Here is an 11,281-nt window from a genome sequence, read left to right on the forward strand (position 1 = left end):
GGACCACCCATCGGTATCGGTTCCGAAGCAACATCGGCTTCGGTCGAGCGGGTGGTGGTGACCATCGGAAACGGTGCGGAAAAGGCGTGACGGCGGGTTCGCGGAAAGTGATCGACACCGGCGGAAAATGTCGCCTGCCGTGTGTCAATGGCGGCTAGCCGGAACCTCGGAGAGGTGCTGACCACTGGAGATCGGTGTTGATCTGTGCCGACAATCACTCGGCCGTGACATCGCCGTGTCCGATTCGTAATGTCGGACGGGCTTTGCGGACACCGTATCCCCCGAATTCGCGGCGTCCGTTCCCCGAGCGAAGAAAATGGTGCAGACAAGGATGTCCGGACGACATCGCCTCCGGTCGCTGTCGTGGCGGTTGCCCGTCGTGGTCGGCGTGCTCGCCGCCCTCGGCCTGGCGACGGTCGGGTGGCTGATCGGCGGCACTCCGGGCGGCGAACCCGTCGCCGCCGCCGACCGCCTGGCGCTCAGCACGCCGACGAGCTCCACTCCGACGAGCTCGACGGTGCCCACGACGCCCACGACCCTGACGACCCCGAGCACAACCCCGACAACGCCGACGACCCCGAGCACGTCGACACCGGCCGAGAAGCCGACCCTGAAACCGTCGACGCCGACGAAGAAGCCGGTCCCGAAGACCAAGCCCCCGGCTCCGGTGACCGCGCAGCAGACGCTGTCCGCAGGCAAAGCCTGTTCGTCCACCCTGGCCGGTGCGCAGCCCAACGCCGCCCAGGTGGGCAACCACATCCTCACCAAGTTCAAGGTGGGTTCCGTGGGCGGGCGCGCCGGGCGCTCCGGCACGAGCGACCACCCCGCGGGCCTCGCGCTCGACTTCATGGTCGACACCGCGACCGGCAACGCGCTCGCCGACTACGTGCTGGCGCACCAGAGCCAGTTCGGTGTCACGTACGTGATCTGGCGCCAGCGCATCAACCTGGGCAGCGGCTGGACGGCCATGGAGGATCGCGGCAGCCCCACCGCGAACCACTTCGACCACGTGCACGTGTCCTTCAAGTCCGGGGCCAAGGTGTCCGTCACCTGCTGAGGCCGGTGCCGCACCCCCTGACGCGACAAGGGGTTTCCCGCCACTGCCGGCGGGAAACCCCTCGTCCGTCTCCGCTCGCGCCGCGCACCGCGGGAACGACCTGCGGCGCGAGCGGGAAACCCCGTCCGGCTACGGGGTCGGCTTGCCGCCCTGCTTCTCGATCTGGTCCTTGATGGACGGCCAGAACTGGTACATCTGCGTCGGGTAGGGCAGGTCCGGGAAGTACTTCTGGTACAGCTTCAGGAACGTGCCGTCGTTGGCGAGATCGGTGAGTTCCTTGTTGTAGGCGTCGAGGAACTTGGTCAGCTTCTTGTTGACCGCCTCCGCGCCCGGCTGGTCCTGCGGCGAGGTGATCGCGACCTTCAGCGCCCCGGGGTGTTCCTTGAAGATCTGGCCGACGTGCGTCGAGCCCAGCACCATCGCGTCGAGGTTGCCCGCGAGGATCTGGTTCACGCCCGCGCCGTCGGTGGCCTCGGACACGAGCTGCGCGTTCGACAGCTTCTTCTTCGCGAAGTCCTCCTGGGTGCTGTTCGCGCCCGCGCCGACCCGCTTGCCCGTGAGGTCGCCGATGGCCTTCACCGTCGAGTTCGCCGGCACCACGACCACGTTCTGGCCCCAGAAGATCGCCTTCGTGAACGCCACGCTCTTCTTGCGCTCGGCGCTCGCCACCAGGCCGACCGACATCATGTCGTACTGGCCGCTCGTGAGGCCCGGCAGCCCGGCCGCGACGGTAGTGGTCTTGTAGACGATCTTGAGGTGCATGCGGTCGGCGATGAGGTTGTTCAGGTCGACGAGCATGCCGACGGGCTTGCCGCTGGCGTCGGGGGAGACGAACGGGTAGTCGCCCGCCGTGACCGCCGCGGTGATCGTGCCGGGCTGCGCGAGGCCGTAGTCGTCGGCGCCGGCGGAGGAGTCGCCGCCACCGCACGCGGTGACCGTGGCCGCGGACAGCGCGGCGATGCCGAGGACACCCAGCAGGCGTCGGAAGGGGAGTCGGTACATGGGTCTCCTTGGGCGGGACCGGGGGAGGGAACGGGAACAGCTCTGGGGAAACGGGGAGCACATCGACGGTGGAGCGGAACTATAGGCTATAAGACTCTGTAGCGTCAACGACGGAATTCCCGAAAGCTGAAGTGGATCAGCGCAGGTCGGAGCCTGCCGTGACAGCGGCGATGCGCTCGGCCAGCGCCGAGATCACGAGCCGGTACGCGTCGCCGGTGAGGTGCAGGCCGTCCTCGTGGACCGGCTCGCCGCGCGCGATCAGCGGCGCCAGCGCCGCGTCGGTGTCGACCGCGTTCGGCGCCGAAACGAGCCCGCGCAGCACGCCGCGGTAGGTGTCGAGCACGGCGTTGGTCCGGCCGCGTTTGCCGATCCCGTCGATCTCCTCGATGGCCGGCGGCAGGAAGGCGACGAGCGCGGCCGGCGCGAACGCCTCGGCGATCACGCGCATGTTCTTCTCGTACGCCGGGAGCTCGACGAGCCGGTCCGGGGCGCAGTCGTTCGCGCCGAACGACAGCACCACCACGTCGGGTTCGATGAGCGCGATGCCGGCGGCGCGCCGGGCCCCGTCGTCGCTCTTCCAGCCGCCCGCGGCGCAGTTGAACACCACGACGTCGCCGGCCTCGGCTTCGAGCTGGTCGATGCGCGGTTTCGTGAACCGGCCCAGCATGCTGTCGCCGAACAGGACGATCTTCTTCACCGGTGGCCACCTTTCGCGCGGTTGACAAGTTGGTACTTGTCGCTTAGAAAATACCAACACTGGGATGCCCTGCGGAAGGGCGTCCACAAAGGACGTACGGAAAGGCGGGTGCCGGCGTGGCCGAGCGCGAAGCGCCTGCCGCGGTGCGCGACTGGACTCGCGCCGAGGTCGATCGGCAGCTCCACGGCCGCAGCAACTGGGGCCGCTGGGGTGAAGAAGACCAGGTCGGCGCCGTCAACCTCATCACCGGCGCCAAGCGCGTCGAGGCCGCGGGGCTGGTGCGCAGCGGCCGGCCGGTCTCGCTGAGCCGCCCGTTCCCGACGCGGCCGCACGAGAACAACCCGCGCCCGGCTTCGCACTACACGACCAAGACACCACGGGGCACCGGCGGCATTTCGGGCGACTACTACGGCATCGAGTACCACGGCGTCGCCTCCACCCACGTCGACGCGCTCTGCCACGTCTGGGACGAGCGCGGCCTGTGGCAGGGCCGGGACCCCGACGCCGAGCTGACTTCGCGCGGCAGCCGCTGGGGGTCGGTCGACCACTGGCGCGAGGGCATCGTCACCCGCGGTGTGCTGCTCGACGTGCCGGCCTTCCGCGGCGAGCCCTACGTGACGCTGGACCGGCCGGTGCACGGCGACGAACTCGAGGCCGTCGCGAAGGCGCAGGGCGTGCGCGTCGGGCCCGGCGACGCGCTGGTCGTCCACTCCGGACGCGACGCGTGGGACCGCGAGAACCCCGCGTGGGGCACCGAAGCCACGCGGCCGGGCCTGCACGCGTCGTGCCTGGCCTTCCTGCGCGACCACGACTGCGCGGTGCTGGCCTGGGACATGCTCGACCGCGCCCCGAACGACGGCGGCGTGCCGTGGACCGTGCACGGCGCGATCTTCGCCTACGGCCTCGCCCTGGTGGACAACTGCGAGCTGGAACCGCTCGTCGCCGCGTGTGCCCAGGAAGGTCGTCACGAGTTCCTCTTCGTGCTCGCGCCGCTCGTGGTCGAGGGCGGGACGGGGTCGCCGGTCAACCCGTTGGCGCTCCTGTGACCGGCGCGGGGGCGCTCAGGCGTCCAGTGCGGCGATCGCCCGGCGCCCGAGGCTGCCCTGCACGTGCTTCTTCATCGCCCGCTCGGCCGTGCGCGCGTCGCCCGCGATCACGGCCTCGGCGATCTCGATGTGCTCGCGCCGCACGCGTTCCTGGTCCTGCGGGGAGTCCGGCTTGGACTGCAGCCCGATCAGCCGGTAGCGGTCGGCCTTGTCCCACAGGCCTTCCAGCAGCGTCATCAGCAGCGGGTTGTGCGAGGCCGTGTAGATGCTGCGGTGGAACGCGCGGTGCACGAGCAGCGACTCGAAGCCGGTGGACGTGCTCAGCGGCTCGAGGTCCTTGAGCGCCGACCCGATCGCCGCGATGTCGGCGTCGGTCCGCCGTGCGGCGGCGAGCTTGGTGGCCAGCGGGTCGAGCCGTTCCCGGACCTCGAACAGGCTGCGGGCCTCCTCGGCGTTGAGCCGGCTCACGCGTGCGTCGCGGTGCGCGTCGATCGTGACGAGCCCCTCGGCGTCCAGTCGCCGCAGCGCCTCGCGCAGGGGAGTGGTGCTCACGCCGAGCTCCGCCGCGAGCTGTTCCTGGGAGATGGACTGGCCCTGGACCAGCTCGCCGGCCAGGATGCGCCGGCGCAGCTCCTCGTAGACGTACGCGTTCTTCGTGAGGGCTGGGCGGGGGTTGACGCTCATCGACCTGACAATCTCTCGCGGGCTGGCGCCCGGACGGCTGGGGGATCGGACCGGCGGACCGGTGTTCGGGAACCGCGCTCGGAACGGGCAATGCGCCAGGATACCGAGCGCGGGCCCGGCACGCGGGCAAGCTGTGGCCTGCGGGCTGCATCCTGTCGCGCCCGGACGACCGGCCGGGCGCGCCGGGCCGGAGCCCCCGGCGGGTTCGCGGAGCTCATCCGGTGATTCTATAGCTTATATTCTCTGCTCGCGAAGTCCTCCGTTTCCGTCCCCATCGATCGACCGAGGAGTCCCGGCACCATGACCACCACGACCGAACCCGATTCGCAGGGTGCCCACTTCGTCGGCGGGACGCCGTTCTTCGCGTCCCGCCACGACCAGCGGCTGTCCTACGGGCTGTACGTGCCGAAGGACCACACGCCCGACGCCGCGCCGTTGCCGCTCGTCGTCGTGCAGCACGGCACGGGGCGCTCCGCCGAGCTCTACCGCAACCAGTGGGCGGAGTTCGCCGAACTGCACCGCTGCGTGATCCTCACGCCGTTGTTCCCGGCCGGGATCGTCGAGCGGCGCGAGCTGCACAGCTTCAAGTTCCTGGAGTACCAGGGGATCCGGTTCGACGAAGAGCTGCTGCACATGGTCGAGGAGGTCGGCGAGGAGTTCGCCACCGAGACCGCGAAGTTCATCCTCCACGGCTTCTCGGGCGGCGGTCAGTTCGCGCACCGCTTCTGCTACGCCCACCCCGACCGGCTGGCCGGCGTCTCGATCGGCGCGCCGGGGCGCATCACGCAGCTGGACGACTCGCTGCCGTGGTGGCTCGGCACGGGCGGGTTCAAGGAGAAGTTCGGCATCGACGTGGACCTCGACGCGCTGCGGCGAGTGCCGGTGCAGATGCTCGTGGGCTCCGAGGACGTGGAGACCTGGGAGATCAACAACGCCGGCGGCCCGAACTGGATGGACGGCGTGGAGAAGACCGGCCGCACGCGGATCGAGCGGCTCGAGACGCTGCGGGCGAGCTTCGAGCGCAACGGGATCCCGGTGCGGTTCGACGTGGTGCCGGGCGTCGCGCACAAGGGCAGCCAGGTCATCCCCGTGGTGCAGGACTTCGTCGCCGGGCTGCTGGCCGGAGGGACCAGCTGAAACAGGCATTTCAGCCGTTGACTGTCCTGTCGAACCTGCTACAGTGAGCGCCACGCCATACTTATAGTCTATAAGACCCACCGCGATTCGGTGCTGCTCACCGGCCGCGGAAGCCGGGGCCGCACCGTCTCCCGCGGCCCGGCCGAACCGAGGTAAGGACACCTGGTCCCATGGGCGATTTCCTGCATTCGTTCTTCGACATCCACCAGATCCTCGCCGTGCTGCCCGCGCTGCTCGGCGAAGGACTGCGCAACACGCTGATCATCGCTTCGCTCGCGCTGGTCCTCGGGCTGGCCGTGGGCCTGCTGCTGGCGATGCTGCTGATCTCCGCGCGCTGGTGGCTGCGGGCACCCGCCCGGATCTACGTCGACGTGTTCCGCGGCCTGCCGGCGATCGTGACGGTGAGCCTGATCGGCATCGGGCTGCCGTCGGCGGGCGTGCGCCTGTTCGGTCAGTCGCCCATGGGCTACGCGATCCTCGCCGTCGGCCTCATCAACGCGGCCTACATCGCCGAGATCTTCCGCTCGGGCATCCAGGCCGTGCCGCCGGGACAGGCCGAGGCGGGCCGCAGCCTCGGCATGAGCCACCTGACCACGCTGCTGCTCGTCGTGGTGCCGCAGGGCATCCGCAACGTGCTGCCGGCGCTGGCGAACCAGTTCATCGTGGCCGTCAAGGAAAGTTCGCTGGTGTACCTGCTCGGCCTGGCCGTCGGCGAGCGCGAGCTGTACTTCATCGCCCAGCAGGCGCAAGCGATCTCGTACAACTCGTCGTCGTTCGTGGCCGCGGGCCTCGTCTACATCGTGTTCACCGTGCCGCTCACGCACCTGGTGAACTGGTTCGACCGGCGCCTGCGCGAAGGCCGGCGCCCGACGTCGGGCGGCACCGGGCCGAGCGCCGCGCCGCAGCCGCTGGTACCCGTCGGCGCGACCGGATTCGAAGCGGGGGCGTGAGAATGGACCAGGCAACCGTGGCCCAGACCGAAACCACCGGGGCGGGCACCGAAGTCCCCGCGATCGAGCTGGTGGACATCTGCAAGTCGTTCGGCACGGTCGACGTGCTCAAGGGCGTGAGCGCGACCGTCGCGCACGGTGAGACCGTGTGCCTCATCGGCGCTTCGGGGTCGGGCAAGTCGACCCTGCTGCGGTGCGTGAACCTGCTGTCGCCGCCGACCTCCGGCACCATCCGCCTGCACGGCGAGGCGATCACCGACCCGAAGGTGGACCTCAACGCCGTGCGCTCGCGCACCGGCATGGTGTTCCAGCACTTCAACCTGTTCCAGCACAAGAGCGCGCTCGACAACATCACGCTCGCGCTGCGGCGCGTGCGCAAGATGTCGCGCGAGGAAGCCCGCGAACGCGCGCTGGAGCAGCTCGACAAGGTCGGCCTGCGCGCGCTCGCGTCGGCGCGGCCCTCGCACCTTTCGGGTGGGCAGCAGCAGCGCGTGGCGATCGCGCGGTCGCTGGCGATGGAGCCGGACGTCATGCTGTTCGACGAAGCGACCTCCGCGCTCGACCCGGAGCTGGTGAAGGGTGTGCTCGACGTGATGCGCGATCTCGCCGAGAACTCGGGGATGACGATGCTGGTCGTGACCCACGAGATGAACTTCGCCCGTGAGGTCGCCGACCGCGTGCTGTTCATGGACAGCGGCGTGATCGCGGAGGAGGGCCCGGCGCGGGAGCTGCTGACCGAACCGAAGACGCCGCGGCTGCAGACGTTCCTTTCGCAAGTCCTGTAAGAAGATCGCGACGAGAACGGTGAGCATGACCCACGAGGAACCGGCCCTGGACCCCCGTCCCGTCCACACCCTGCTGAAGGATCTGGCGAAGCGCGGGATGCGGGTGCACTCCCTGCTCGTCCACCGGCACGGGCGGACCGTGCTCGACCTGTGGCAGTGGCCGCACGAACCGGACCTGAAGCACAAGATCCACTCCGCCACCAAGAGCTTCACGTCGGCGGCCGTGGGGTTCGCCGAGGCGGAGGGCCTGCTGTCGCTGGACGACCCGGTCGTCGGCTTCTTCCGCGGCCGCCTGCCCGCCGACCCGAGCGCGAACCTGGACCGGATGCGCGTGCGCGACCTGCTGACGATGTGCACGGGGCACGCGCGCGGCTTGTCCGGGGCGACCACGCGGCTGCGGCGCACGGGCTGGGTCGGGGAGTTCCTCGAAGAACCGGTCGTCGAGCTGCCGGGCCGCAACTTCACCTACAGCAGCACGACGAGCCACGTGCTGTCGGCGATCGTGCAGGAGGTGTCGGGCCGGGCTGTGGACGAGTACCTGCGGCCGCGGCTGTTCGACCCGCTGGGGATCACGGACTACACGTGGGAGCGCGACCCGGAGGGGGTGTCCAGCGGTGGCAACGGCCTTTCGCTGCGGCCGCGCGATCTGCTGAAGTTCGGCGTGCTGCACCTGCAGGACGGCGTGTGGGAGGGGGACCGCATCCTGCCCAGCGGCTGGGTGCAGAAGGCCTCGGCGCTGCACGTGCGCCGCGCGATCAGCGGGGAGTGGAACGGCAAGGAGCTCGTGCCGCCCGCACCCGACGTCGTCACCGAAGAGGGCTACGGCTACCAGTTCTGGACCACCGCGGACGGCATCTACAACGCCTCGGGTATCTTCGGCCAGGAGTGCATGGTCTTCCCGCGCCACGGCGGCGTGGTCGTCGTCCTGGGCGCCATGGGCGACGGTACCTACCACGACCTGCCGGGGATGCTCCGGTCGGCGTTCCGCTCCGCGTTCGACCCGTCCCCGGACCAGTCCGATGTGGACGCTGCGGAACAGAAGTCCGAAATGGACGCCGTGACCGAGTGGGTGCGGCGCGCGCAGGAGCCCGAAGCCGTGTCCGCGGCCGCGCAGCGCACCGGCTTCTCCGCGGCGTACGACTTCGAGCCCAACGACCAGGGCCTGGTGTCGCTGGCCGTCTCGGTCACCGGTGCCGCGGTCCGGCTGACGGTCGAGGACGAACTCGGCAGCCACTCGCTCGAGCACGGCGTCGGCTCGTGGCGCCGGCAGGACACCGGCGTCAGCGGGTGGCGCCTGCACCACTCCTACCAGGATCCGGTCGCGGCCGTGCTCGCCGCCGCCGAGTGGGAGTCGGCCGACGTGCTGAAGCTGACGTGGCACTACCTGGAGTCGCCGTTCATCGATCGGCTGCGGCTGGTGTTCGACGACGCCGGCGTCACCGTCGAGCACGCCACGAACGTCAACTCGGGCCCGGCGGCCCTGCCGCCCGCCCGGGGACTCCTGCGGGCGTAGCTCTTCCCCCGAACCCCCGGCCGTGGGGTCTGCCGCACTGCCGGCGGGCCTCACGGCCGGTTTCAGTTGTCCGGCCGGTGCGGTCAGTCCCGCAGCGCGGCCAGCGCGCGGCGCAGCCGGTCGAGGAACAGCGTCACGTGGCGCTGCTCCCAGACCAGGGGTGGCCGCACCTTGAGCACGTCGCCGCCCGGGCCGGTGGACCCCGCGAGCACGCCCTGCGCGACGAGTTCGGCCAGCAGCGCCTTCGTGACCGCGCGCGACGGTGTCGCGCCGGAGGACCGGACGTCGACGCCGGCGAGCAGGCCGGTGCCGCGGACGGCACCCAGCAGCGGTTCGCCGGCGGCCACCTCGCGCAGCCCGGAGCGCAGCACTTCGCCGGTCGCGGCGGCCTGCGCGGGCAAGCCCGTCAGCTGCAGCACGTCGAGCACGGCGTGGCCGGCCGCGGCGGCCGCCGGGGTCGCGGCGAAGGTGGAGAAGTACTCGTAGTCCCGCGCCAGCACGTCGGCGATTTCGCGGCGCGTGACGACGGCGCCGATGGGATAACCCGCGCCCATCGGCTTGCCGAGCGTGACGAGGTCGGGTGTCACACCGGCGAGCAGGAACCGCCACAGCCGCGGGCCGCCGCGGCCGTAACCCGACTGGACCTCGTCGGCGAGGAACAGCGCCCCCGCCGCGTGGGCGCCGGAGACCAGGCCCGCGACGAACTCGCCCGGCGCGTCGAGGATGCCCTCCGACGTGAACTGCGAGTCGGCGAGGACCAGCGCCGGGCGTTCACCGGCGGCGCTCAGCGTCTCGCCGGCCAGCCGGATCCGTTCCACGGCAACGGTTTCCGTCAGCTCGTCCGGGGCACCGTGCGGCGCCTCGAAGGTCGCGACGTGCGCCGGCCGGTACCCGGCGGGCCACTCGTTGGAGCTCAGGTCCGCCATCCACTTCGACGCGCCGTGGTAGGCGTGTTCCGCGATCACGGCCGCGCCGCCGCCGGTGAATTCGGTGGCCAGCCGCCAGGCCAGCTCGTTGGCCTCGGTGCCGGACGTGGTGAACAGGATCGTGTCGAGCGGCTCCGGCATGGTCGCGAGGATCCGCTCGGCCAGCTCGGCGATGCCCGCGTGCAGGTAGCGCGAATGCGTGTTCAGCTCGGCCAGCTGCCGGCTCACCGCGCGCGTCACGGCCGGGTGCGTGTGCCCGATGACGGCGACGTTGTTGTACGCGTCGAGGTAGCGCGCGCCGTCGCGGGCGACCAGCCACGGGCCCTCGCCGCGCACGAGTTCGAGCGGGTGCCGGTAGAACAGCGGGGAGAGCTTGCCGCCCATGGCCGCCGCGCGCCGCGCGGGCAGGTCCTCCGGGGAGATCGCGTTCGTGAGGTCGCGCGTGCCGGCCAGCCGCGCGAGCCGGTCCGCGAGCTCGGCCGGGGACAGCGCCGCGAGCAGGTCCAGCGCCTGTTCGCTGTTCGTGTCGTACTGCGTGATGTAGCGGTGGTTGTCGGAGTGCGCGTCGCGCCGGGCCGCCGACACGGCGAGCGTCGTCAGCAGCCGCGCGATCACCAGCTCGCCCAGCACCGCGACTTCGGCGGCCGAGAGCTCGCGGTGGCGCTGGTACCCGCGCAGCACGGCGTCGGTCAGCCGCCACAAGCGGTTCGCGTCGCCGCCGCTGAACCGCAGCACCGACGTCAGCGTCGCCGCGAGGTCCGCGACCGCCGCCGTGTGGTGCATGTCGCCGAAGTCGATCACACCGGTCACGGTGGCGCGCGAGGCGAGCACGTTGGTGAGGGTCACGTCGGCGTGCTGCACGCCTGAGGGCAGCGTGGCCGTCGCCGCCAGCGCCGGGGCGACGCGTTCGGCGAGTTCGCCCAGCCGGCCCGCGCCGACGACCGCCGTCGCCACGACCTCCGGCACGCGGCGGATGTCCCACAGCAGCGTGCGCCCGGCCGCGGCGTGGAAGTACCCTTGCAGCGCAACCGAAACTCGCGCAGCCACCACTCCGACCTGCTCCGCGAGGTCCTCGTCGAGCGGGCCGCCTTCGAGCGGGGAACCGGGCAGCAGGGTGATCAGCCGGGCCAGGCAGGTGCGCCCGGCGTCGTCGCGCGGGTGCGCCACCGGCTCGCCGGAGGCGGTCACGACCGTCTCCGGCACGGGCAGGCCGGGGTCCGCGGCGTGCACGTGCTCGAGCGCGCGGGTCTCCATGTCCACGACGGCGGCGTCCTCGGCCGGGTTGGAGATCTTGAGCACGAAGCGGCCGTCGACGAGCACGTTGAGGTCGCGTTCGCTGTCGAGCGGTTTCAGCTGCGGGTCCGTGAGCGCCCAGTGCTCGGCGAGCACGGCAGCCAGGCCCTCGGCGGAGAACTTCGGTGCCGGTTCGGCGAAGATGCCGGTGGCGGTGGTCATGCTGGGGGCTTCCTTTCCCGGTGGGCCCG

10 protein-coding genes are annotated in these 11,281 nt (G+C 71.0%); 6 read left to right on the plus strand and 4 right to left on the minus strand.

Features of this window, described 5'->3' with window-relative positions; genetic code table 11:
* Nucleotides 1–331 precede the first annotated feature (331 nt).
* Nucleotides 332–1,057 carry a hypothetical protein gene (locus ACIA77_RS26995; RefSeq protein WP_395888768.1) on the plus strand — a complete coding sequence of 242 codons (726 nt, stop codon included), beginning with the start codon at nt 332–334 and terminating at the stop codon, nt 1,055–1,057.
* Nucleotides 1,058–1,186: 129 nt separating this feature from the next.
* Here the strand turns inward: ACIA77_RS26995 and ACIA77_RS27000 are convergent, their stop codons facing one another.
* Nucleotides 1,187–2,059 carry a substrate-binding periplasmic protein gene (locus ACIA77_RS27000; protein ID WP_395888769.1) on the minus strand — a complete coding sequence of 291 codons (873 nt, stop codon included), beginning with the start codon at nt 2,057–2,059 and terminating at the stop codon, nt 1,187–1,189.
* A gap of 136 nt (nt 2,060–2,195) precedes the next feature.
* Nucleotides 2,196–2,756 carry an SGNH/GDSL hydrolase family protein gene (locus ACIA77_RS27005; RefSeq protein WP_395888770.1) on the minus strand — a complete coding sequence of 187 codons (561 nt, stop codon included), beginning with the start codon at nt 2,754–2,756 and terminating at the stop codon, nt 2,196–2,198.
* Between the two features lie 116 nt (nt 2,757–2,872).
* On the opposite strand from ACIA77_RS27005, the gene ACIA77_RS27010 reads away from it, so the two are divergent.
* A complete protein-coding gene (locus ACIA77_RS27010) occupies nt 2,873–3,802 on the plus strand; it encodes a cyclase family protein (protein WP_395888771.1) in 930 nt (309 codons plus the stop codon).
* Between the two features lie 15 nt (nt 3,803–3,817).
* Here ACIA77_RS27010 and ACIA77_RS27015 read toward each other — a convergent pair whose 3' ends face one another.
* Nucleotides 3,818–4,486, minus strand: coding sequence for a GntR family transcriptional regulator (locus ACIA77_RS27015; protein WP_395888772.1), 669 nt, complete (start codon nt 4,484–4,486; stop codon nt 3,818–3,820).
* A 300-nt stretch (nt 4,487–4,786) separates the two neighbouring features.
* Here ACIA77_RS27015 and ACIA77_RS27020 point away from each other — a divergent pair, with 300 nt between their 5' ends.
* The 4 genes from ACIA77_RS27020 to ACIA77_RS27035 all read left to right on the plus strand — a co-directional run bounded on the left by ACIA77_RS27020 (nt 4,787) and on the right by ACIA77_RS27035 (nt 8,871).
* Nucleotides 4,787–5,623, plus strand: coding sequence for an alpha/beta hydrolase (locus ACIA77_RS27020; protein WP_395888773.1), 837 nt, complete (start codon nt 4,787–4,789; stop codon nt 5,621–5,623).
* A 170-nt stretch (nt 5,624–5,793) separates the two neighbouring features.
* Nucleotides 5,794–6,573 carry an amino acid ABC transporter permease gene (locus ACIA77_RS27025; RefSeq protein ID WP_395888774.1) on the plus strand — a complete coding sequence of 260 codons (780 nt, stop codon included), beginning with the start codon at nt 5,794–5,796 and terminating at the stop codon, nt 6,571–6,573.
* A gap of 2 nt (nt 6,574–6,575) precedes the next feature.
* Entirely contained in the window at nt 6,576–7,358 is a 783-nt protein-coding gene (locus ACIA77_RS27030) for an amino acid ABC transporter ATP-binding protein (protein WP_395888775.1), read from the plus strand.
* A gap of 25 nt (nt 7,359–7,383) precedes the next feature.
* Nucleotides 7,384–8,871, plus strand: coding sequence for a serine hydrolase domain-containing protein (locus tag ACIA77_RS27035; protein ID WP_395888776.1), 1,488 nt, complete (start codon nt 7,384–7,386; stop codon nt 8,869–8,871).
* 83 nt (nt 8,872–8,954) lie between these two features.
* Here the strand turns inward: ACIA77_RS27035 and ACIA77_RS27040 are convergent, their stop codons facing one another.
* Entirely contained in the window at nt 8,955–11,252 is a 2,298-nt protein-coding gene (locus ACIA77_RS27040; RefSeq protein WP_395888777.1) for an aminotransferase class III-fold pyridoxal phosphate-dependent enzyme, read from the minus strand.
* Between the last annotated feature and the right edge of the window lie 29 nt (nt 11,253–11,281).

Origin of the sequence: Amycolatopsis sp. NPDC051903, assembly GCF_044452505.1 — a bacterium.
Lineage (GTDB): Bacteria > Actinomycetota > Actinomycetes > Mycobacteriales > Pseudonocardiaceae > Amycolatopsis.

Excerpts from the sequence above, each read along its gene's own strand:
- ACIA77_RS26995 (WP_395888768.1), top strand. The coding sequence starts at position 332 with ATGTCCGGACGACATCGCCTCCGGTCGCTGTCGTGGCGGTTGCCCGTC.
- ACIA77_RS27000 (WP_395888769.1), bottom strand. The coding sequence starts at position 2,059 with ATGTACCGACTCCCCTTCCGACGCCTGCTGGGTGTCCTCGGCATCGCC.
- ACIA77_RS27015 (WP_395888772.1), bottom strand. The coding sequence starts at position 4,486 with ATGAGCGTCAACCCCCGCCCAGCCCTCACGAAGAACGCGTACGTCTAC.
- ACIA77_RS27020 (WP_395888773.1), top strand. The coding sequence starts at position 4,787 with ATGACCACCACGACCGAACCCGATTCGCAGGGTGCCCACTTCGTCGGC.
- ACIA77_RS27025 (WP_395888774.1), top strand. The coding sequence starts at position 5,794 with ATGGGCGATTTCCTGCATTCGTTCTTCGACATCCACCAGATCCTCGCC.
- ACIA77_RS27030 (WP_395888775.1), top strand. The coding sequence starts at position 6,576 with ATGGACCAGGCAACCGTGGCCCAGACCGAAACCACCGGGGCGGGCACC.
- ACIA77_RS27035 (WP_395888776.1), top strand. The coding sequence starts at position 7,384 with ATGACCCACGAGGAACCGGCCCTGGACCCCCGTCCCGTCCACACCCTG.
- ACIA77_RS27040 (WP_395888777.1), bottom strand. The coding sequence starts at position 11,252 with ATGACCACCGCCACCGGCATCTTCGCCGAACCGGCACCGAAGTTCTCC.